General features: G+C 74.4%; 14 protein-coding genes and 3 pseudogenes. 7 read left to right on the forward strand and 10 right to left on the reverse strand.

The window, feature by feature from the left end:
- Positions 1–44: 44 nt before the first annotated feature.
- Positions 45–227, reverse strand: a complete 183-nt coding sequence (locus JD77_RS33395; protein ID WP_246141372.1) for a hypothetical protein — start codon at positions 225–227, stop codon at positions 45–47.
- On the opposite strand from JD77_RS33395, the pseudogene JD77_RS05755 reads away from it, so the two are divergent.
- Positions 169–1,289 (forward strand): annotated as a pseudogene (locus JD77_RS05755) (ROK family protein). The gene JD77_RS33395 and the pseudogene JD77_RS05755 sit on opposite strands and share 59 nt — an antisense overlap.
- Before the next feature lie 186 nt (positions 1,290–1,475).
- On the opposite strand, the gene JD77_RS05760 reads toward JD77_RS05755, so the two are convergent.
- The gene (locus JD77_RS05760) at positions 1,476–2,006 is read right to left on the reverse strand and encodes a MarR family winged helix-turn-helix transcriptional regulator (RefSeq protein ID WP_145773358.1); all 531 of its coding nucleotides are present in this window, start codon (positions 2,004–2,006) and stop codon (positions 1,476–1,478) included.
- Positions 2,007–2,107: 101 nt separating this feature from the next.
- Here JD77_RS05760 and JD77_RS05765 point away from each other — a divergent pair, with 101 nt between their 5' ends.
- Positions 2,108–3,238, forward strand: coding sequence for a PP2C family protein-serine/threonine phosphatase (locus JD77_RS05765; protein WP_145773359.1), 1,131 nt, complete (start codon positions 2,108–2,110; stop codon positions 3,236–3,238).
- Positions 3,239–3,242: 4 nt separating this feature from the next.
- Here JD77_RS05765 and JD77_RS05770 read toward each other — a convergent pair whose 3' ends face one another.
- From JD77_RS05770 to JD77_RS05800, 7 genes and pseudogenes are all read right to left on the reverse strand, one after another.
- On the reverse strand, positions 3,243–4,727 hold the full coding sequence (locus JD77_RS05770) for a sugar transferase (protein ID WP_145773360.1): 1,485 nt from the start codon (positions 4,725–4,727) through the stop codon (positions 3,243–3,245).
- A gap of 215 nt (positions 4,728–4,942) precedes the next feature.
- Positions 4,943–6,001 (reverse strand): VWA domain-containing protein, encoded by a 1,059-nt coding sequence (locus JD77_RS05775; protein ID WP_145773361.1) that lies wholly within the window; start codon positions 5,999–6,001, stop codon positions 4,943–4,945.
- Between the two features lie 189 nt (positions 6,002–6,190).
- Positions 6,191–7,228, reverse strand: a complete 1,038-nt coding sequence (locus tag JD77_RS05780) for a lactonase family protein (RefSeq protein WP_145773362.1) — start codon at positions 7,226–7,228, stop codon at positions 6,191–6,193.
- Between the two features lie 113 nt (positions 7,229–7,341).
- Positions 7,342–7,944: a GTP-binding protein gene (locus tag JD77_RS05785; RefSeq protein ID WP_145773363.1), complete on the reverse strand. Its 603-nt coding sequence runs from the start codon at positions 7,942–7,944 to the stop codon at positions 7,342–7,344.
- On the reverse strand, positions 7,925–8,311 hold the full coding sequence (locus tag JD77_RS05790) for a DUF742 domain-containing protein (protein WP_145773364.1): 387 nt from the start codon (positions 8,309–8,311) through the stop codon (positions 7,925–7,927). The genes JD77_RS05785 and JD77_RS05790 overlap by 20 nt, the downstream gene beginning before the upstream one ends.
- Positions 8,301–8,723, reverse strand: a complete 423-nt coding sequence (locus tag JD77_RS05795; RefSeq protein ID WP_145777436.1) for a roadblock/LC7 domain-containing protein — start codon at positions 8,721–8,723, stop codon at positions 8,301–8,303. The genes JD77_RS05790 and JD77_RS05795 overlap by 11 nt, the downstream gene beginning before the upstream one ends.
- Before the next feature lie 163 nt (positions 8,724–8,886).
- Positions 8,887–11,181 (reverse strand): annotated as a pseudogene (locus JD77_RS05800) (sensor histidine kinase); the annotation flags it as partial.
- Positions 11,182–11,657: 476 nt separating this feature from the next.
- Between JD77_RS05800 and JD77_RS05805 the strand changes: the two are divergent.
- The 5 genes and pseudogenes from JD77_RS05805 to JD77_RS05835 form a co-directional block, all read left to right on the forward strand.
- A pseudogene (locus JD77_RS05805) lies at positions 11,658–12,254 on the forward strand (hypothetical protein); the annotation flags it as partial.
- 264 nt (positions 12,255–12,518) lie between these two features.
- Positions 12,519–13,778, forward strand: coding sequence for a hypothetical protein (locus tag JD77_RS32765; protein WP_211372497.1), 1,260 nt, complete (start codon positions 12,519–12,521; stop codon positions 13,776–13,778).
- 587 nt (positions 13,779–14,365) lie between these two features.
- A complete protein-coding gene (locus tag JD77_RS05820) occupies positions 14,366–14,734 on the forward strand; it encodes a hypothetical protein (RefSeq protein ID WP_145773365.1) in 369 nt (122 codons plus the stop codon).
- A 1,046-nt stretch (positions 14,735–15,780) separates the two neighbouring features.
- On the forward strand, positions 15,781–16,791 hold the full coding sequence (locus tag JD77_RS32770; RefSeq protein WP_211372498.1) for a hypothetical protein: 1,011 nt from the start codon (positions 15,781–15,783) through the stop codon (positions 16,789–16,791).
- Positions 16,775–17,512, forward strand: coding sequence for a class F sortase (locus tag JD77_RS05835; protein ID WP_145773367.1), 738 nt, complete (start codon positions 16,775–16,777; stop codon positions 17,510–17,512). Before JD77_RS32770 ends, JD77_RS05835 begins: the two co-directional genes overlap by 17 nt.
- An 87-nt stretch (positions 17,513–17,599) precedes the next feature.
- Here the strand turns inward: JD77_RS05835 and JD77_RS05840 are convergent, their stop codons facing one another.
- Positions 17,600–22,648 carry an NAD-glutamate dehydrogenase gene (locus JD77_RS05840; protein WP_145773368.1) on the reverse strand — a complete coding sequence of 1,683 codons (5,049 nt, stop codon included), beginning with the start codon at positions 22,646–22,648 and terminating at the stop codon, positions 17,600–17,602.
- Positions 22,649–22,656: the final 8 nt, after the last annotated feature.

Here is a 22,656-nt window from a genome sequence, read left to right on the forward strand (position 1 = left end):
CTATTTGTTCAGTGGTTGAATTATTTGGCCGGGCTGTGGCAGTGTCAAGGGGTGAACCGCCCCGCCGCCCCGACCTCGGCCGTCCGCCAGGGCAGCCTGCGCGAGCTGAACCTCGCCGTGGTGCTCGGCCGGATCGCCGCCGCGCCGCGTCCGCCCTCGCGGGCCGACGTGGCCGCCGCGACCGGCCTGACCCGGGCCACCGTCTCCGCCGTGGTCGACGACCTCATCTCCGGCCGGCTGGTGACCGAGTCCGACCCGGCGCCCCGCACCGGGGCCGGGCGGCCGGCGCGCGGCCTGGTGCTGGCCGGAAACGGCCCCGCCGGGCTGGGCCTGGAGATCAACGTCGACTACCTGGCCGCCGGCGTGGTCGACCTGACCGGCCGGGTCCGGCACCACACCGTGCGCCGGGCCGACCTGCGCCCGGTCTCCCCCGCCGACGCCCTGGCCCGGCTCGCCCAGCTGGCCGCCGCGGCCCGGGCCGACGCCGAGCGGCAGGGCCTCACCCTCGCCGGGCCGCCCTCGCGGTGCCCGGCCTGGTCGACGCCGCCGGCCTGGTCCGGCTCGCCCCGAACCTCGGCTGGCGGGACGTGGCCGTCCCCGAGCTGCTGGCCGGGCACCCGCCGCTGGTCGAGCCGGTCCCCGGCGTCCCGCCCCTGGTGGTGGAGAACGAGGCCAACCTGGCGGCCCTGGGCGAGCTGCACGCCGATCCGGAGGGGCCCGCCAGCTTCCTGCACGTCTCCGGCGAGGTGGGCATCGGTGCCGGGATCATCCTGGACGGCGCGCTGTTCCGGGGCGTACGCGGGTGGAGCGGCGAGATCGGCCACCTGCCCGTCGAGCCGGAGGGGCGGCCCTGCCGCTGCGGCGGCCGGGGCTGCCTGGAGCGGTACGCCGGCCAGGAGGTCGTCCTCGCCGCCGCCGGGCTGGCCGGGGCAGACCTGCCCGCCGACACCGCCGCCGCCCGGCTGGCCGGCCTGGCCGCCGCCGACGATCCCGCGACCCGGGCAGCGCTCGCCGAGGCCGGCCGGGCGCTCGGGGTGGCCGTCGCCGGCGTGGTGAACCTGCTGGACCTGGACACCGTGGTCCTCGGGGGCGGGTACGCCCTGCTCACCCCGTGGCTGCGGCCGCCCGTGCTGGCCGAGGTCTCCCGGCGGGTGCTGACCGCCGCCTGGTCGCCGGTGACCGTACGGCCGTCGGCGCTCGGCCCGGAGGCCGCCGTGGTCGGCGCCGCGGGATCGGTCGTCCGGCGGATCGTCGCCGATCCGGTCGGCTGGCTCGGCCGCCCCGGCTGACCCGCCGCTCCGGCCGGTGACCGCCGCCGGCCGTCCCGTCCGCCGCGCCCGTCGCCCGCCCCGTCTGTACGGGCAGCTCCATAGGCGCCACCGGACCTACAGGTACGCCGGACTACCTCGGCGAACTCCATGCCGCGAGCCCCGTCCCCGGGCCGGCGGCGGGGGACACCGCGGGCCCGGGACGGGTCAGGCCGTACGCCCCATCGAGGGCTCGCCGGGCGGCCAGCCGGCCGCCCTCGCCGCCCAGTCGCCCGGCCCCGCCCCCGCCCCCGCCGGTGCCTCCGCCGTCGGCGGCTCGGGCGCGTACCGGAGCCGGGCCACCTCGTCGAACTCCCGGATGCCCGCGAGCAGGGCCGCCCGGCCCTCGGGGGTCATCCCGGCCAGGATCACGGCCAGCCGCTGCCGGCGGTCGGCCCGCAGCTCGGCGAGGAGCCGTTCGGCCTCCGGGGTGAGATGCAGGGAGATCTCCCGCCGGTCCGAGCGGCCCGGCTCGCGCTCCAGCATCCCCGCCGCCACCAGTCGGTCACACAGCCGGCTGGCCGAGGAGAGCAGCATGTCCAGCAGCCTCGCCAGCCGGCGCAGGTTGATGCCGTCGTGCCGCTCGACCACCATCACCGCGCGCAGTTGCGCCCCCGAGAGCCGGCTGATGGTCCGCTCGCGCGCCGCGTCGAAGACCGTGAGCAGGGCGCCGGCCGCCGTTTCCAGAGCGGCGGCCATACTCGCTTCTGGTCCGCGTGGACCGTTTTCTTCGGCCATGGTGGGCACGAGACTACCCGCCGCCGAAGGTACGCCGGCCCCCTCCGAACGAAGGAGCGACGATGAGCGGTGCGGAAGACCGGGCCCGCCGGGCGCTGACCGACGCGCCCGCCGACCTGCTGGTCGACCGCGTCGCGGGGGAACTGGAGCGGTCGTACGGGATCACGGACGTCGAACTCTTCCAGGTCGACTACCGGCTCTCGGCGCTGCTGCCGCTCGGGCCCGGTGAGCCGATCGCCGAACCGGGGCATCCGGCGTGGCGGTGCTTCGACCACCAGGAGCCGATCCTCGCCGGCGACGCCGGCTACCTTCCCGTCGGCATGCGCGGCGAACGGCGCGGGGTGCTGCGGGTGGCCCCCGTCCCGGAGGACCCGGCCGCCCTCGGCGAGTTGCTCGGTGTCGCCACCGCCCTCGGGCACGAGATGACGGCGGTGAACGACACCACCGACCTCTACCGGGCCGCCCGGCGCAGCCGACGGCTCACGCTGGCCGCCGAGATGCAGTGGGAGCTGCTGCCCGGGCGGAGCCGGACGCGCCCCTCGTTCAGCCTCGCCGGACAGCTCGAACCGGCGTACGCGGTGCGGGGCGACAGCTTCGACTGGTCCGACGACGGTCACCGGCTGTGGCTGTCGGTCATCAACGGCAGCGGCGAGGGAGTCGCCGCCGCCATGTTGACCGCGCTGGCCACCCACGCCCTGCGCAACGCCCGGCGGGCCGGGATCCCCCTGGCCGACCAGGCCGCCCTCGCCGACCAGGCGGTGTACGCCCTGCACCGCGGCGCGGAGCACGTCTCGGCCCTGCTGCTGGAGCTCGACCTGGCCAGCGGGGTGACGACGGTGGTGGACGCCGGCTCGCCCCGGCTGGTGCTGCTGCGCGACGGCCGGGTGGTCCAGCAGCCCCTGGAGGCGCAGTTCCCGCTCGGCATGTTCGACGGCACGGACTACCGCGAGCAGCGGTTTCCACTGCTCCGCGACGACCGGCTGTTCGTGGTCAGCGACGGCGTCGTCGAGGCGACCGGCCGGGACGCCCAGTACGGCGAGACCGCGCTGGACCGGTTCGTACGCCGTACGGGGCCGATGGAGCCGTTGGAGGCCGTCCGGTCGCTGATCGGCGACCTGCGGGCGTTCGTGGCCGGCGACCTGGTCGACGACGCGGTGGTCGTCTGCCTGGACTGGACCGGCCCCCGGCCCTGACCGGTCAGTACGCGCCCCGGCTGCGCACCACGGCGCCGAAGGTCTTCCAGAGGATGGTCAGGTCGGCGGCCAGCGACCAGTTCTCCACGTAGTACAGGTCGAGCCGGATGCCGTCCTCCCAGCTCAGGTCGGACCGGCCGCTGACCTGCCACAGGCCGGTCATGCCGGGCTTGACCAGCAGCCGGCGGGCGACGTCGCCGTCGTAGCGGGCCACCTCGGACGGCAGCGGCGGGCGCGGGCCGACCAGGCTCATCTGGCCGAGCAGCACGTTCACCAGCTGGGGCAGCTCGTCCAGCGACCACTTGCGCAGCACCCGGCCGACCCGGGTCACCCGGGGGTCGTCGCGCATCTTGAACATCAGGCCGTCGGTCTCGTTGCGGGCGGCCAGCTCGGCCAGCAGCGCGTCGGCGTTGACGACCATCGTGCGGAACTTGAACACGCCGAACTCGCGGCCGCCCTGGCCGACCCGGGTCTGGCGGAACAGCACCGGCCCCCGGCTGTCGAGCTTGATGGCCAGCGCGATGGCCACCAGCACCGGCAGGGCCAGGGCCAGGGCCACCGAGGCGGCGGCGCGGTCGACGAAGCCCTTGACGAGCTTGCGGACCCCCCGGAACTCGGGCGCCTCGACGTGGATCAGCGGCAGGCCGGCGACCGGCCGGGTGTGGATGCGGGGACCGGCCACGTCGGTCAGCGCGGGCGCGACGACCAGGTCGACGCCGGTGCCCTCCAGCTGCCAGCCGAGCCGCCGCAGCCGGGTCGCGGTCAGCTCGCCGGAGGCCGTGACCGCCACGGTGTCCGCGCCGATCGCCGTGGCCGCCTCGGGGATACCCCGGAACGACCCGACCACCGGCACGTCGCCCAGCCGCTGCGGCACCGGCGCGAGCAGCGCGTCCGGGATGCAGGCGCCCACGACCTGGTAGCCGGCGTACGGCTCCCGGCGGAGCTGGTGCACCAGCTCCAGCACGTGCGCGGTGTCGCCGACGACCAGGACCCGGCGCGACCACCCGCGGCCCTGCGACCTGGCCCGGTGCAGCCGCTTGCGGGCCGCGAACCGGGCCACCTCCAGCCCCAGCGTGCCGACCGCGAACGAGATGGCCAGGAAGCCCCGGGAGACGCCGACGTCGGCGATGTACCCGGCGATCGCCGTGCCGCCGGCCAGCCGGAGGCTGGCCATGCTCACCCGCCGGTACTCGTCCGCGCCGTAGCCGAGCACCCGGTCGTCGTAGCAGCGCAGCACCTTCAGCGTGAGCAGCCAGGTGATCACCAGCGCGGGGGCCACGAGGACGTACGGGATCTCCGAGCCGACCGGCTCCTCGTCACCGAACCGGGCCACGTAGCCGACCAGCACCGCCACGGCCAGCACGGCCGTGTCCAGCACCACCAGCATGCGCACGTACGCCCGCTCGTCAACGCGGGCCAGCGGCCTCGGTCGATCGACACCAGGCCGCGGCGGCGTACTGGCGGGGGTCAACAGCGTCGCCGACGTCAACGGCCCTCCCCATTCTGCTGAGGACGACCCCGGTCGACGGCCGGTCTTCCTGTACGGAACCGACGGCGCCGGAGCACCCCGACATCTTGCACTGAGATCACGGCCACCGGTCACTTCGGACGGATTGCCGTCAGTTCCCTGGACCCTAGCGTCCGGGGAACCCCGTCCGCCGCACCGGTTGTCCGGGGCGACGGACCGTGTGGTACCCCTGCGGCTCAGCGTGGTGCATTCGGGCGCAACGCGATCGCCTTGAGGAAGATGTCGCCGATCTTCGTGGGGTCCCCGGTGACGAAGGTTCCGCCACCGGTGACCTTGGTGATCGACTCCAGCTCCGCCTTGCTGACGTCGTTGCCGATCCCGATGATCACGACCTGGACGGGCCGGTCGGGGTCGGCGATCCGCTGCAGCTCGGCGAGCAGCTTCTGCTGGGAGATGCCGTTGGCGTCCTCGTTCTTGCCGTCGGTGAACAGCACCACGGAGTTGACCCGCCCCGGCTCCCAACCGTCCTGGACCTCCTCGTACGCGGCCAGCATCGTGTCGTACAGGCCGGTGTCGCCGGCGGAGGGCCGGATCCCGGCCAGCCCCTGCGCCAGCGGCCGCCGGTTGCTGGACAGTGGGTTGATCGGCACGATCTCCCGGTAGTCCCGCTGGCCGTCCAGCTCGGTGGAGAAGGTCCACAGCCCGATCGTCCAGGAGTCGTCGAAGAGGTTCAGGCCGCGGCTGGCCGCCGCCACGGTGACCTGTTCGCGGGTCGCGTTGCCGGCGCTCGGCACCGGCTGTTTCATCGAGCCGGAGACGTCGATGACGGCGAGCATCCGGCCGGACTGGGTGGCGGTCGACCAGCCGGACACGGCCCGCTCGATGGCGCCGGGGTCCAGCCGCCCGCCCGCTGCCGCCGGGCCGGGGTGGCCGCCCCGTCGCGCGCCGGGCCGGCGCGCCCGCGGCGCCGTGACGCCGTCGCCCCAGCTGCCGTCCGGCGCGCGCAGCGACCTGGCGGCCAGCCGGTCACGGAAGCCCGGTGCCTCCACCGGCTCGGACGCGGAGACGTCCACCGCGACGCAGGTGCCGTCGGCCGCCGCGCCGTCGGCCACCCAGCTGGCCGCCGCGGCCTGCACGGCGGGAGCCAGTTCGGGGGCCGCCGCCACCGACAGTTCGACCTGGCCCGAACAGCCGGGCTGCAGCAGTTGCCGGTAGCCGAACCAGGCACCCGCGGCGACGACGACGAGCGCCGTCGCCGAGGCTACGGCGGCGACTCCGCGGTTACCCGAACGCATGCGATGGCGGCCTGACACGGTGACCATCCTGCGTACCTGGGTGGGGATACTGCCACGTCCGTTCGGACGAAAGTTACTCACGAACAACAGTTGAGCACGGTTCAGTGACAACGAGTGACGAGGCGGTGCCCCTGGGCCGGCCGGAGCGGCCCTGAGCAGCGACGCAGCGAACGGCCGGGCGGCGCCGACTCACGGCAGCACGCACGTCGGGCTGGGCACCGCGACGGGCTCGCCGACCGGCGTGGGGACGCCGGTGGCGGCGTCCACCCGGAGCACCCGGAGCATGTCGGCGCGCTCGTCGGCGACGTACAGGTGCTCCCCGGCCAGGGCGAAGTGTCGCGGCCACCCCCCGCCCGTCTCCACCTCGGCGACCAGCTCCGGCAGCTCGCCGCCGACGGCGAAGACCGACACGGTGCCGACGCCCCGGTTCGCCACGTAGAGGAACCGGCCGTCCGGGCCGACCGCGATCTCGGACGGCTGGACGTGACCGGCCCGGCCGCTGGCGTCCACCCTGCCCCGCTGGTGCAGCGCCCCGTCCGGGGTCAGCTCGTACGCGGTGACCGTGCCGTCCAGCTCGCCGGCGATCCAGCAACGCCGCCCGTCGGGGTGCCGGGCCAGGTGCCGGCAGCCGCTGCCGGCCGCGGCGTGCACCCGGGGGGCCCGGGGCACCAGCCGGCCGGAGGGCGCGTCGAGGTCGTACCGGTACACCGAGTCGGTGCCGAGGTCGACGGCGAGCAGCGGCCCGGCGTCCGGCGCCGGGGAGACCATGTGGGTGTGCGCCCGCTCCTGGCGGTCCGGGTCGGGGCCGTGCCCGGAGTGCACGACCACGTCGCTGCGCTCCCCCGGCACGCCCTCGGGGTCGAGCGGGAGGACGGTGACGCTCCCGCCGCCGTAGTTCGCGACGACGAGGTGCCCGCCGTCCGGGGTGACCGCGAGGTGGCAGGGTTCCGCCCCGCCGGTGGCTCGCACGCCCAGCGGGGTCAGGTCGCCGTCCGGCCCGACCCGGAACGCGCTGACCTGCCCCTCGGGCAGCTCGTTCACGGCGTACAGGACCGGCAGGGCGGGGTGCCGGGTCAGGAAGGACGGCGACGGGGTGGCCGCGACCGTGCCGAGCGGCGTCAGCGCGCCGGTGGCCGGGTCACGCCGGGCGGCGACGATGCCCTCGCCCCGCCCGCCGCTGGCCGCCGTGTATCCCCCGATGTGGACGATCGCCCGCTGCCCGGTCACCCCGAACCACCTTTCGCCGGTCCTCCGTCGATCCAACCAGAGGTCTACCCACCACCCGGCCGGCTCAGCCCTGATTCCCGCCGGATCACCCCAGCCGGCCTGACGCGGCGAACTCAGGCTGCGGGCACCGGCTCGCCGCGCTGCCGCGCGACGTGCTCCACCAGGGAGATCAGCACCAGCTTGCCGGACTGACGGTCCCGGGCGTCGCAGAACACCAGCGGCACCTCCGGGTCCAGGTCGAGGGCGTCGCGTACGGCGTCCAGGCTGAACCGGCGGCTGCCGTCGAAGCAGTTGACCCCGACCACGAACGGGATGCCCCGCTGCTCGAAGTAGTCGATGGACGGGAAGCAGTCCGCCAGCCGCCGGGTGTCGGCGAGCACCACCGCGCCGAGCGCGCCGAAGGCCAGCTCGTCCCAGAGGAACCAGAACCGGTCCTGCCCCGGGGTGCCGAACAGGTAGACCTGCAGGTCCTCGTTGATGGTGATCCGGCCGAAGTCCATCGCCACCGTCGTGGTGGACTTCCCCTCCACGCCGGAGACGTCGTCGACGTCGATCCCGGCCCCGGTGAGGACCTCCTCTGTCTGCAGCGGCCGGACCTCGCTCAGCGCGCTCACCAGCGTCGTCTTGCCCGCGCCGAAGCCCCCGGCGATCAGGATCTTCAGTGCCAGCGGGATCCGCAGCCCGGATCCGTCACGGTCATAGCGCACGGAGTCCACTGACCACCGCCTTGAGGATGTTGTCGTCGGGTAGGAACGCGCCGCGGCGCGGCTCGTGCACGGTGACCAGGCCACGGGCGAGCAGGTCGCCGACCAGCACCCGGACCACGCCCACGGCGAGGTCCAGCTCGGCGGCCAGCTCGGCGACCGAAACCGGCCGCCGGGTCAGCTCGACCAGGCGCCGGTGCTCCGGGTGCAACTGCGGGTGGGCGAACGGGTCGGCACCCCGGTTGGCCAGCACGAACGCCACCAGGTCGAGCCTGACCGTGGGCCGGACCCGCCCGCCGGTGAGGGTGTACGGGCGGACCACCGGACCGGCGTCGGCGTCCAGCCACTCGTGCCGGGGCGCGGGGGACTCAGCCCGCATCGCTGGCACCCGACCCGGCCCGGGGCGGGGCGGTGAGGTACTCGCCCACCCGGATCACCAGCATCGCCATCTCGTACGCCACCAGGCCGATGTCGGCGTCGGCCTCGCAGACCACCGCCAGGCACGCGCCCTGCCCGGCCGCCGTGACGAACAGGTACGCGGACTCCATCTCCACGACCGTCTGCCGCACCCCGCCCGCGGCGAGGTGACGGCTGGCGCCCTTGGCCAGGCTGGAGAAGCCCGAGGCCAGGGCGCAGAGGTGCTCGGCGTTGGCGCGGTCCAGGCCGGCGGAGCCCCCGAGCAGCAGCCCGTCCGCCGACAGCGCCACCGCCTGGCGGGCGGCCGGCACCCGCTCCACCAGCTCGTCGAGCAACCAGTCGAGGTCCACGTTCGGCTCTGTCGTGTGCACCACTAGGCGTCCCTCTCAGTTGGGGGCGGGGAATGCGGCAGCGCCGCGGGGCCCGCCGGGGCGGGCGGCGGGGTGGGAACGACGGGCACGCCGGCAGGGCTGGCGGGCGCCGGGGCTGGCGGCGCGGGGGCGGCCCGGTCGACGCGCTCCGGGACGGGCGGCGCGGGGGCGGCCCGGTCGACGCGCCCGGCACGGGCGGCGCGGTGGCAGCCCGGCCGGGCCGTTCCGGCACGGGCGGCGGGTCCGCCGCCCCGTCGCGCCGGCCGCGGGCGGTGCCGGCCTGCAGCGCGGACATCAGCCGTCGAGCCTCCTCGGGGGCGCGCGGCGCGGGAGCGTCCTGGCCGGTCGGGCGGGGACGCGCGCCGGGAGCGCGCCGGCGCACCCGTCGCGGCAGGCCGTCGCCACCGGCGTCCGGGTCGGCCGGCACGGAGCGGCTGGGCACCAGCGGCACCACGGCGGTCGCCGTGTCCCCACGCTCGCGGGTGGTCCGGCCGGCCCGGGCCCGGGGCAGGCTGCTCAGCCGGGTCACCCTGGCCATCCGCCGCCCGTCGGCCGAGCCCTCCGGCCCGGGTCCGGAGGGCTCGGCGGTCACCAGCTCGGACGGCACCAGCACCACGGCGGTGGTCCCGTTCGGCGCGGCCCGGCGCAGCCGCACCCGGACGCCGTGCCGGTCGGCGAGCCGGGCCACCACGAACAGCCCGAGCCGGGCGCTGTCGGCCGGGTCGAACTCCGGCGGGCCGCCCAGGCGCCGGTTGGACTCCTCGATCGCCGCGTCGGGCATGCCCAGCCCCTGGTCCGTGATCTCCACGGCGTAACCGTTCGGCAGGCTCTGGCCCCGGACGGTGACCCGGGTGCCGGGCGGGGAGAAGGCGGTGGCGTTCTCGATCAGCTCGGCGAGCAGGTGGATGACGTCGCCGACCGCCCGGCCGACCGTCGCCGCGGGCTGCACCTCGCCGATGTCGACCCGCTCGTACGACTCCACCTCCGAGATCGCGCCCCGGATCACGTCGAGCATCGCGACGGGATTGCGCCAGCCCCGGCCGGGCGCGGCCCCGGCCAGGATGACCAGGTCCTCGGCGTGCCGCCGCAGGCGGGTCGCCAGGTGGTCCACCCGGAACAGCTCGGCCAGGTCGTCCGGGTCCTCGGTACGCCGCTCCATCCGGTCCAGCAGGGCAAGCTGCCGGTGCACCAGCCCCTGGCTGCGCCGGGCGATGTTGAGGAAGACCTCGTTGAGGCCGCGCCGGAGGGTGACCTCGTCGACGGCGGCCCGGACGGCGGTGCGGCGGACCTCGTTGAAGGCGTGCCCCACCTGGCCGATCTCGTCGCGCCCGTACTCCAGCGGCGGCGCTTCCCGGGCCACGTCGACGTCCTCGCCCCGGCGCAGCCGGGCGACCACGTCCGGCAGTCGCCGCTCGGCCATGTCGAGCGCGGCGGTACGCACCCCGGACAGGCGCGCGGCCAGCGACCGGCCCACCCGCACCGCCACCAGCACCGAGGCCACCACGGCGGCCAGCCCGAGCACGCCGGCGACGCCGAGCCGGGCCAGGATGCCGAGGGCCACCGGGACGCTCCGGTCGGCGAGCTTGTCGGCCTGGGTCAACTCGAAGTCGCGCAGGCGGCGCTGGACGGCGTCCTGGCTGTCCTGCCAGGCACCGGCGTCCACCGCGGGCGGCCCGGCGGCGTCGCCCCGAATCAGCGCGTCCTGAAGGGCGCGCAGTCTGACGAAGTCCGCGCCGCCGGCCAGCTCCTGGTACGCGCTCCGGTCGGCGGCCGGCAGGTCCGCCACCGCCGCCTCCGTCAGGAAGCGTTGGTTGCCGATGGCCTGCACGAGCTGGGCGTGCTCGCCCTCGGCGTAGCGCCCGCTGGTCAGCACCCCGGCGAGCAGGGCGTCGGCCTGCCCGAGCAGCTCCCGGGAGCGGCCGAGGGCGGTCACCGCCAGGATCTGCCGGTTGAGATCGCGGTCGGGCAGGTCGGCCATCGCGGCGAACGCGTGGAAGGCGGCACCGACCATCCCGCTGTACAGTCCGATCGCCCCCGCCCGGTCGACCTGCCGGCCGTCGATGAGTCCCCGGCCGGCGGGCAGCGCGTCCAGCTCGCCGAGCAGGTGGTCGAGCCGGCTGTCGAGCAGGCCGTCGGCCGCGTCGCGCAGCCGTTCGCCGGCAACCCGGCCCCGCAGCTCGGCGATCGCCCGGTCGGTGCGCCGCCGCTGCTCGGCCAGGGCCGGCAGCTCGCCGGTGCCGGCGAGCTGCAACACGGTCAGCCGGCGCTCCCGTTGCAGCTCCGCGACGACCGTTTCGCCGGGCCGGCCGAGGTCGTAGAACAGAGTGCGGGCGGAGAGCAGGTCCAGGGCGGGGCCGAAGGCGAGCGTGGTCGCGAAGATCCACAATGCCAGCAACGCGCTCACCGGCGCGACGACCAGCGCGGTCAGCTTCGAGCGGATCGGCCAGTCGCGGGTGTTCATCGGACCTCGCCCGGAAGGTGTGGCAGTGGACGGCGCCGCACCGGCCGGGCATCGCCCCGCCGCGGTGGCTGGGCACCGGCACGGGCGCCTTGGGCAGGATACGTAATCATCGCCCGTTCCGGTACCGGCCTCTCGCCGGCCGCGCTCGCCCCGGCACGCTCCGCTGTGGACGCCCGGGACACGCGAGCCGCCGCCCCACGCGGCAATGGACGGAGCGCTTCGTCCGCGTCCTCCGTGGTCAGACGCCGGCCCCGACGCCGACGCCCTCGGCGACCCGCCGGTCGTACTCCCCGCCGCCCTGGCCCGGCGACGTGACCAGGTTCCGCGCCGGGTCGCACCCCCTGGCGAGCGGCAACCCTCCCCGACATGTTCTGGAGTGAGTCAAGTTTCGCCGCGCGGGGCAGGTCAGGAAAGTCGCCCGGATCGGGATTGGCGATCTGGGAACGGAGGGAATACCGGGTGACGAAGGAGGAGCCATGTCGCCCACGCAGGTAGTCGTCATCGTCCTGGTCGTGCTCGCGGTGGTCGCGGCGCTGGCCGTGGTCGGCCGGCAGGCCGCCCGCCGCCGCGCGCTGCGCGCCCGGTTCGGACCGGAGTACGACCGGTTGGTCGCGGAGAGCAGCAGCCGCGCGACCGCCGAGCGGGAGTTGCGGGAGCGGGAACGCCGGCACGCGGAGCTGAACCTCACCCCGCTCACCCCCGAGTCCCGGGCCCGGTACGCCGCGGCCTGGGAGGAGCTTCAGGTCCGCTTCGTCGACACCCCGGCGGAAACGGTGCGCGACGCCGACGAACTGGTCAGTCGGCTCGTCGCCGAACGCGGCTACCCCACCGGTGACTTCGACGACCAGATCGCCCGGCTCTCGGTCGAGCACGCCCGCACGCTCTCCGACTACCGGGACGCGCACGAGATCCGGCTGCGCGACGAACGGGGCGAGGCCGGCACCGAGGACCTGCGCCGGGCCCTCGTCCACTACCGGACACTCTTCGCCGACCTGCTCGGCGCGGACCCGGTGGCGCCGGTGCCGCAGCAGCGCGGGTCGGAGCAGCACGAGCCGCAGCAGCGCGAGCCGGAGCGCCGCGACCCAGGGCAGCGCGGGTCGGAGCAGCGCGGGTCGGAGCAGCGCGGGTCGGAGCAGCGCGAGCCGGAGCGCCGCGACCCAGGGCAGCGCGGGCCGGAGCAGCACGAGCCGGAGCGCCGCGACCCAGGGCAGCGCGGGCCGGAGCAGCACGAGCCGCAGCAGCGCCAGCCGGACCGACGCGAGCAGGAACGGCGCCAGCCGGACACCGCGTCCGTCGACCGGGCGCACGACGTCACGAGCCGTTGAGGGGGAGCCAGGATGCGCCAGGATCAGCAGCAGGTGAGCAGCGACCACCCCGAGGCCGTCCGGTCGGCGCCGGTGCCGGTGCCCGGCGTCCAGCCACCCGCCCACGGGGGTCGCGACGCCGAGGGTCGGGCCGACGTACCGGAGGACGTGCTGGACGAGCGGGGCACCTTCGACGACCCGGCCGGGGCCGGCGAGCGGTCCGACGGCCGGTGGGACGGGCAGCGCCCGGACGCCGACGGAACACCCGAGTTCCACGAGCCCGCGCCGCTGCCGTCCGCCTTCGGGGCCACCAGCGTGGGCGACGCGGTGGCGGCCTCGGCGATGGCGAGCGGCCGCGCCGAGGACGAGCGGGACCCCCGGGGGGAGGACACCGCCCAGCCGGGCGACGGCGCGCCGGGGCGGACCGACGAGTTCGACGACGTGCGGGCCGACCCGACGGCGGCGGACCGGCTGCACGACCCCGCGCGGTGGGCCGCCGGCACGCCCACCGCCGCGCGCCACGACCGGCCCGGCGAGGCCAGGGAGGCCGGCGAGGCCAGCGAGGCCAGCCGAGCCGGGCAGGCCGGCGAGGCCGGCGGAGCCGGGGAGGACCGGCGGGCCGAACGAGACACGCGGGCGGCTGTGGCGGCCGGCGCCGCCGGGTACGGCAGCGCCACGCCCACCATGGTCGACCCGGACGCCACCGCGCCGAACGCGTCGGCCGCGGCCGGGGCGGGCGTGACCGGGACGGCCGGGACCGGGACGGCCGGGACCGGGACGGCCGGGACCGGGACGGCCGGGACCGGGACGGCCGGGACCGGGACGGCCGGGACCGGGACGGCCGGGACCGGGACGGCCGGGACCGGGACGGCCGGGACCGGGACGGCCGGGACCGGGACGGCCGGGACCGGGACGGCCGGGACCGGGACGGCCGGGACCGGGACGGCCGGGACCGGGACGGCGGGAGGCCGGGACGGCGGCGTCGTGGCGGCGGCCCGACCCACCGGCCGCGCGGTTCCGCATGACGCCGCCACCCTGTTCGAGCCGGACGCCGCGCAGGGCTTCCGGGACCGCTGGCGGGAGGTCCAGCTCCGCTTCGTCGACGACCCGAAGGCCGCCGCCGCCGAGGCGCAGTCGCTCGTCGAGGAAGCCATCCAGGCGCTCGCCGCCGCGCTCGCCGAGCAGAAGAACCGGCTCGGCGACTGGCAGCGCGCCGACGCCGACGACACCGAGCAGCTCCGGGTGGCCGTACGCCGGTACCGGGACTTCCTGGACCGGGTGCTCGGCCGCTGACACCCGACGCACGGGCGCCCCGATCGCTCCGGTCGGGGCGTCCGCCGTGCCCGGTGCGGGGGAAAGCCGGCCGGAACCGGGGTCGGGGTCGATCGGTTTAAGTACCGGTCGTCCAGACTGCGGAGTCCAAGTGCCGGTCGTCCAGACCGCCGGCTGCCGAAGGAGGGGGTGCGGAACATGTCGGACCACAGCGAGCGCCCAGCCGACCCGCTGGTGCACCAGAGCGAGGAGGAGCGCAGCCGCTCGGCCGCCGCGCGGCTGTTCGACATCCGTCGGGTGATCGGTGGGCTGTTCGTCGCGTACGGGCTGATCGTGGGCGACATGTGGCTCTTCGAGGGGCCGGGAGCTCGAGAAGGCGCAGGGCATTCAGATCAACCTCTGGGCCGGGGCGGGGATGCTGGCCTTGGGCCTGCTGTTCCTGCTCTGGCAGTGGCTGCGCCCCGCCGAGGCGCCCGCGCCGCCCCTGGAGCGGGACGCGGCCTGAGACCTCGTGCCCGCGCCGCCCGATTCCGGCGCCCCCGGCATGCGGGGGGCCCGTCGGGGTACGCCGGTGGGATCAGGAGTACCTGGGACAGGAGGGCAGCACGATGACCGATCGTGACCCGAACGCCGGGCGGCCGCTCGAGGAGCGCCCCGAGGTGGCCGCGGCGGTGGACGACGAGACGACGGTGCCGCAGCTCATGACCGACGGCGGGGCCGACCGGGACACCCCGTCCTTCGCCGAGCCACGGGAGCGGCCCGCCGACGCCGGGAGGACCGAGGACCAGCTCGGCGACCCGTACGGCGCCGGCACGGGCGCCGGGGGGCCCAACATCCGCACCGGCGCCGAGCAGCCGTGGGACCCGGAGGACCTGGTGGCGGCCCGGGGCCAGGACCTGACGCCGGAGAACATCGAACGGGCCCGCCGGGACCTGGCCGAGCTGGGGCGGGCGGCGGTGGAGCGTACGGTGCCCTGACCCCGGGCCGACGAGCCCTGGGCCCCGACCGGGTCACCGGGCGGCACCCCACCCGGGCGGGCCGAGGCCACCCTTTGCGCGAGCCGCCCTCGGGCGGCGATCGACCCCATGTCGCCGACATGGCGCCTTCCGACCCGCCCGGACCCCGCCATGTCGCCGACTTGGCGCCTTCCCCAACCCGCCCGGACCCCGCCATGTCGCCGACATAGACCACCCACCACTCCCCGGCCGGCCTCTCCTGGCACCGAATCGGCCCGGGCTGCCGCTCGGGCGTCCGGCATGCCTGAGACCCTCGGGCCGTCGGCCTCGCTCCTCGTCGGCTGGGGCGTGGTGGTCCCCGCCATGTCGCCGACATGGCGCCTTCCGACCCGCCCGGACCCCGCCATGTCGCCGACTTGGCGCTTTCCCCAACCCGCCCGGACCCCGCCATGTCGCCGACATGGACCACCCACCACTCCCCGGCCGGCCTCTCCGGGCACCGGATCGGCCCGGGCTGCCGCTCGGGCGTCCAGGATGTCTGAGACCCTCGGGCCGTCGGCCTCGCTCCGCGTCGGCCGGGGCGTTGGTGGTCCCCGCCATGTCGCCGACATGGCGCCTTCCGACCCGCCCGGACCCCGCCATGTCGGCGACATGGCGCTTCCCCGACCCGCCTGGCGTGGTTGAGCCCGTGTGGACGGTGGGCGACTGCCGTCCGACGTGGGAGCGCTTACAGCGCAACCGCTCGATCAAGTGATCCGCTAGCCCGAGCCGGACGCCGGGTACGAGCAGGGCGCGCCGCGGGCACCGGTGACGAAGCGACATGACCGACGCGCGCGGGGGCGCCAGCTCGAAGACGCGACAAAGGGGCACGGCCCGGCCTGAACCCAACCGCGCCGAGACCAACCGACAGGGACGAGACGTGAAAGGCCTTAGCACCCCAACAACCCCAAGGCCGCATAGACTCTTAAACGCGAATCTTTCCCCTGATAAGCCGCGAAACGGTCTAACGTCTCTCGTAGCTCGACTGACGTCGGGCTCAGGACAACAGGGATGGAGTGACGCAGGTCATGGCTAACAAGAAGCTCGGGAGAGTCGTTGCGGGTGCCGCCCTCGGCGGTGCGTCCCTGCTGGTGTTCACGCCGGGGATCGCGTTCGCGGACGGCGGCCACCACGACGGCGACGAGGGCAAGGTCTTCGCCAAGCCCCACGTGGTCCGGGCCGGCGAGGAGGTCAAGCTGCTGGAGATCTGCAAGGAGCCGCAGAAGGACGCCTTCGTCTGGTCCAAGGTCACCGGCAAGGTCAAGTTGCACAAGGTCGACAAGGACAGGGACGAGCACGGCAAGGGCAAGCACGAAGAGGGCAAGGGCGAAGAGGGCAAGCCCGGCGGCTGGGGCGGTGGCGCCGCCGACGAGGACTGGGGCGGCTTCGAGCAGGGCCAGAAGCCCGAGGACGAGAAGGGCTTCAAGGGCAAGGAAGAGGACAAGCGCAAGGACGACGAGAAGCGCAAGGACGAGGACAAGGGCAAGGACGAGCACAAGGGCAAGGACGAGGGCAAGGGCAAGGACGAGGACAAGGGCCGCCACGAGGACGACAAGTGGGGCACGGACGACAACTCGACGTGGGGCAAGGACGACGACAAGAGCCGCCACGACGAGGACATGCGCAAGGACGAGGACAAGGGCAAGGACGAGGACAAGGGCCACCACGAGGACGACAAGTGGGGCACGGACGACAACTCGACGTGGGGCAAGGACGACGACAAGAGCCGCCACGACGAGGACATGCGCAAGGGCAAGGGCAAGGACGACGACTGGGAGCACGGCCGGGACTTCGTCTACCTCGGCGAGGCCACGGTCGACAAGGACGCCCGTCCGGGTCGCTACGAGCTGCACGGCTCCTGCGGCGAGGGTGAGCTCGTGGTCCTGCCGAAGGGCCACGTCGACGGCGGTGACGGCGGCATGACCACCACCAGCACCGACCGCACCCTGGCCACGGCCGGGGCCGGCATGCTGGGCGCCTCGGCGCTCGGCGGGATCGTGCTGCTGCGGCGGCGGCGGACCAATGGGTCCCTGGCCTGACGCGACGGCGACACCGGCCGGCGGCCGTCATGGGAGACCGTGGCGCGCCGCCGGCGCGGCCGTCGTCATCGTGCTCGGGATGGTCGGGGCGGGACTGCTCGGGGCCTCGCACCGGACCGCCCCGCCCGTACGGCCGCCGCAGCCACTGGCCCAGGCAAGCCCCGACGTTCCCGGCCCGACGGGGAGCTTCCGGGAACAGCAGCAGCCCGCCGAGGGCACGGGCGGCCCGGCCGACGCCAGCAGGTCGGCCGCTCCGAGCCTGGACCGGGCCACGCCCACCACCATCTCGATCCCGCGGATCGGGGTACGGGCGCAGCTCATGACCCTGGGGACGAACCCGGACGGCACCGTCCAGGTTCCCCCGCTCGACCAGGCGCAGAAGGCCGGATGGTACTCCCCGGGGCCGAGCCCGGGCGAGATCGGCAACGCGGTGATCGTCGGGCACGTGGACTCGGCCAAGATCGGCGGTCCGGCGGTCTTCTTCGAGCTGGGCGCCCTACGGCCCGGCGACGTCATCACGGTGTCCCGAGCCGACGGCCGGCAGGTCTCCTTCACCGTCGACAGCGTGAAGTCGTACCCGAAGACCAACTTTCCCAGTGAGGTCGTCTACGGCCCCAACGACCAGGCCGGCCTGCGGGTCGTGACCTGCGGAGGCCAGTTCGACCAGAACGCGGGCAGCTACCTCAACAACGTGATCGTCTTCGCGACGATGACAAGCTGACGCCGGGGCGCGCCACGGCCGGTCGGGGTCGCCGGCCGGCCGTGGCGCCTGCGCGCCCCGGCCGGCCGTGGCGCCTGCGCGCGCCGGTCAGGCCGCCGAGGTCCGCACCAGGGTACGGATCTGGCGCAGCAGCACCGACAGGGCGGCGAGGTCCGTCCGCGACTCGTCGAACTCCCCCATCGCCCGGCGGGTGCGGTGGACGGAGGTGGCGTTCGACTGCTCCCACTGCTGCACCCGCTCCTGCGGCGGCAGGTCGTCGGGCGTGGAGCCGAGAACCTCCGCGGTGAGCGCGGCCAGCGCGGCGTACAGGTCGTAGCGCAACGCCATCCGGGCCAGCGTCTGCCAGCGGTCCTCCCGCGGCAGCAGGGAGATCTTCGACAGCAGCGCGTCGACCCGGAACAGGTCGGAGAGCACGAAGTAGACCGACGCCACCTCGCCCACGTCCCGTCCGGTGGCGGCCGCCGTCTCCACCACGTCGAGCAGGCCGAAGCTGTACATCAGCCGGGTCGCCTGCTCGGCCAGCCCGCGCGGCAGGCCTTTGGCGGTCATCGCGTCCATGTGAGCCACGATGGCCTCGCGCTCGCTGCCGACGAAGAGGTGCTCCAGGTCGGGCAGGAGCCGGGCCACCCCGCCGCGCAGCCGGGCGATCTCGGCCGGCACGTCGATCGGCGAGCGCCGGTTGGTCACCAGCCAGCGCACCGCCCGGTCCAGCAGTCGCCGGGTGTCCAGGTAGACGTTGGTCTGGAGCTCCGGCGCCACCTTGTTGTCCAGCGCCTCGACCGCGTCCCACAGCTCGCCCAGCCCGAACACCTCACGGACCACGACGTACGCGCGCAGCACGTCCGCCGCGGACGCCGCGGTCTCCTCGACCACCCGGAAGACGAACGTGATGCCGCCCCGGTTGATCGCCTCGTTGACCAGGACCGTGGTGACGATGTCGCGGCGCAGCCGGTGCCGGCCCATCCGGTCGGCGAACCGCTCCCGCATCGGCGTCGGGAAGTAGTTGACCAGGACGTCGGTCGTCCACTCGTCGTCCGCGAGCCCCTCGGCCAGGATCTCGCGCTCCAGCACGATCTTGGTGTACGCGAGCAGCACCGCGAACTCCGGCGCGGTCAGCCCGGACTCCGTGCGCACCGCCAGCTCCTCGTCGGGCGGCAGCGCCTCCAGCGCCCGGTCCAGCGCGCCCGAGCGCTCCAGTTCGGTGATCATCCGGCGGTGCACGGGGAGCAGCGAGGCGGCCTGGGCCTGCGAGTTGTTGATCGCCCGGGCCTGGTCGTAGTTGTCCCGCAGCACCAGCTCGGCGACCTCGTCGGTCATCTCGGCGAGCAGCTCGTCGCGCTGGGGCACGCTGAGCACCCCGTCGGCGACCGCCGTGTTGAGCAGGATCTTGATGTTCACCTCGTGGTCGGAGCAGTCCACCCCGGCCGCGTTGTCGATGAAGTCGGTGTAGATCCGCCCGCCCGCCTGGGCGTACTCGATCCGGCCGAGCTGGGTGCAGCCGAGGTTGCCGCCCTCGCCGACCACCCGGCAGCGCAGGCTCCTGCCGTCCACCCGGATCGCGTCGTTGGACTTGTCGCCCACCTCGGCGTTGGTCTGGCTGGACGCCTTGACGTACGTGCCGATGCCACCGTTCCAGAACAGGTCGACCGGCGCGGTCAGGATGGCACGCATCAGCTCCTGCGGCGACAACTGGCTCACGTCGTCGGCCAGCCCGAGCGCGGCGCGGACCTGCGGCGAGATCGGCACGGACTTCGCCGTCCGCGGGTACACCCCGCCGCCGGCCGAGATCAGCTCCCGGTTGTAGTCCTCCCACGACGACCGGGGCAGCTCGAACAGCCGCCGCCGCTCGGCGTACGAGGTGGCCGCGTCCGGGTCCGGGTCCAGGAAGATGTGCCGGTGGTCGAACGCGGCCACCAGCCGGATGTGCTCGCTGAGCAGCATCCCGTTGCCGAACACGTCGCCGGACATGTCGCCGACGCCGACCACCGTGAAGTCCTGGGTCTGGGTGTCGTGCCCCAGCTCCCGGAAGTGCCGCTTCACCGACTCCCAGGCGCCCCGGGCGGTGATGCCCATCTTCTTGTGGTCGTAGCCGGCCGACCCGCCGGAGGCGAACGCGTCGCCGAGCCAGAAGGTGTGCCCGGCGGAGATCTCGTTGGCGATGTCGGAGAAGGTCGCCGTGCCCTTGTCGGCAGCCACCACCAGGTAGGGGTCGTCGCCGTCGTGGCGGACCACGTCGTCCGGCGGCACGATCTCACCGGCGACGATGTTGTCGGTGATGTCGAGCATCGCCCCGACGAACTCCTTGTAGCAGGCGACCGCCTCGTCCCGGTCCCCCGGCTTCTGCTTGAGCACGAAGCCGCCCTTGGCGCCCACCGGCACGATCACCGCGTTCTTCACCATCTGCGCCTTGACCAGGCCGAGCACCTCGGTCCGGAAGTCCTCCCGCCGGTCGGACCAGCGCAGCCCGCCGCGGGCCACCGGGCCGTACCGCAGGTGCACGCCCTCGAACCGCGGCGAGTACACGAAGATCTCGAACTTCGGCCGGGGAGCCGGCAGGTCCGGGATGGCCTGCGGGTCCAGCTTGAACGCCACGTACGCCTTCGGGCGGCCGCCGGCCGGCTTCTGGTAGAAGCTGGTGCGCAGCGTGGCCTGGATCAACGTCAGGTACGAGCGCAGGATCCGGTCCTGGTCGAGGCTGGCCACGTCGTCCAGCGCCGCGCCGATCTCCCCCACCAGCTCGCCGCTGCGCTCCTGGCGCTGCCCGGTGGTCAGGTCGCCGGGCTCGAAGCGGGTCTCGAACAGCTCCACCAGCAGCTCCGCGATCCGCGGGTACGTGATGAAGGTCTGCTCCATGTACTCCTGGGAGAAGATCGTCCCGGTCTGGCGCAGGTACTTCGCGTACGCCCGCAGCACCACGACCTGCCGCCAGGTGAGCCCGGCGCGCAGCACCAGCTCGTTGAAGCCGTCGACCTCGGCCTCGCCCCGCCAGGCCGCCGCGAACGCGTTCTCCACGTGCGGGCGCACCTCAACCAGGTCCTGGTGGACCTCCGGCAGCCGCAGCCCGAAGTCGTACAGCCAGATCCGGCCGTCGACGCGTTCCACCTCGTACGGGTGCTCGTCGACGACCCGGACGCCGAGGGAGTGCAGCACCGGCAGCACGGCCGACAGCATCATCGGCTCGCCGTACCGGTAGACCTTGAACCGCACGTCCATGGCCTCGGCGGGCTCCGCGGGGCCGTCGGTGCGCGGCCCCGACTGCTTGCGGAACAGGTGCATCTCGAGCTGGCCGGGCTCCTCCAGCAACTCCAGCTTGGCCAGGTCCTTCATCGCCTCGTACGGCGTGTGCCCGTCCTTGTAGCCCTCCGGGAACGCGTCGGCGTACCGGCGGAACAGGTGCTTGGCCTGCTCGTCGCCGAGCTTGCGCTCCAGCACCAGCCGGTAGTCGTCGTCCCAGAGCCGGGTCGCGTCGGCCAACTCCTCGGCGAGCAGATCGGCGTCGATCTCGCCCGGCGGGTTGGTCGGGTCGGTGCGGACGATGAAGTGCACCCGGGCGAGCATCGACTCGGTCACCCGCGTCGTGTAGTCCACCCCGAGGCCGTTCAGCTCGCGCAGCAGGATGTCCTGCATGCGCAGCCGGTTCTGGGTGGTGAACCGGTCGCGGGGCAGGTAGATGAGGCAGGAGATGAACCGCCCGTACGCGTCCCGGCGCAGGAAGACGCGCAACTGCCGGCGGCCGGCCATGCGCAGCACGCCGGTCGCCGCGTGGTACAGGTCCTCGGTCTTGATCTGGAACAGCTCGTCGCGCGGGTAGGTCTCCAGGATCTGCAGCAGGTCCTTGCCCGAGTGGCTGCGCTGGCTCAGGCCCGAGCGGTCCAGCACCTCGGCGACCTTGCGACGCACCACCGGCAGCTCCCGCACGCTGGTGCGGTACGCGGCGGTGGAGAACAGCCCGAGGAAGCGCCGCTCGCCGACCACCTCGCCGGCGTCGTCGAAGATCTTGAAGCCGATGTAGTCCAGGTACGCCGACCGGTGCACCGTCGCCCGCGAGTTGGCCTTGGTGATGATCAGCAGCCGCTTCTCCATCACCTTCTCGTGCGCCTCGGGCGTCATCGACGCCAGCGACCGCGCCTCCGGCGAGTCCGAGCGCAGGATGCCCAGCCCCGTGCCCAGCATGGCCTCCAGCGCCGGACCGGCGTCGCCGGGGGCGTCGACCAGCCGGTACTCCCGGTACCCGAGGAACGTGAAGTGATCATGAGCGAGCCAGCGGAGCAGCTCGACCGAGTCCGTGATGTCCTTCTCCGGCACCGGCGGGCGGCTGTCCGACGTACGGGCCGCCGCCAGCTCGTCCGCGAGCGCCAGGGCGCGCTGGCGCATCTTCGGCCAGTCCTCGACGGCCTCCCGGACATCGGTGAGCACCCGCTGCAGCTCACGGCGCAGCCGCTCCCGGTCGCCGGCGTCGCGCACCGGGTCGATCTCGATGCGCATCCAGCTCTCGACGATGTCCCCGTCGATCGCGTCGTCGGGTTCGGTGTCCGCCGAGACCTCGGTCAGCCGGCCCAGCGGCTCGCGGCGCACCACCATCAGCGGGTGGACCAGCAGGTGCACGTCGAGGTGATGGGAGTTGAGCAGGGCGGTCACCGAGTCGACCAGGAACGGCATGTCGTCGGTGACGATCTCGACCACCGTGTGGTGCTGGTCGGCGTCCGGCTCGTGGATGCGTAGCTTCAACTCGCCCGGCACCCGCTGCTGGGCCAGGTCCCGGTGCGCCCGGGCCGCCTCCAGCATCTCCTCGGCCGTGAACCCGATCAGCTCCTCGTCCGGGGCGAACCGCCAGAACCGGCTGACCAGCGTCGCCGCGTCGTGGTCGTCGCCGGTCAGCGCGACGGCCTGGGCGATCAGCCGTTCCGCGTTCGGGACCGGCTCGTCGAGCTCGGCGTCCTCCACGTCGCCGGCCAACGCCTCCGCGGGGAGGCCGAGATCGTAGATGGTGTCCATGCTCGAACCGGTCATCCCGGTCGTGCCGGTGTCGAGACGGCCGAAACCGTCCCCGTCGGTCGCCGTGTCGAAGCTGTCGTCCCGGCTGGTGTCAACCTGCCGGAGGTCGGGTTCCGGTTTGATCGCCGGACGCCGGTCCATCGGTGCCA

Source organism: Micromonospora olivasterospora, from assembly GCF_007830265.1.
Classification (GTDB): domain Bacteria; phylum Actinomycetota; class Actinomycetes; order Mycobacteriales; family Micromonosporaceae; genus Micromonospora; species Micromonospora olivasterospora.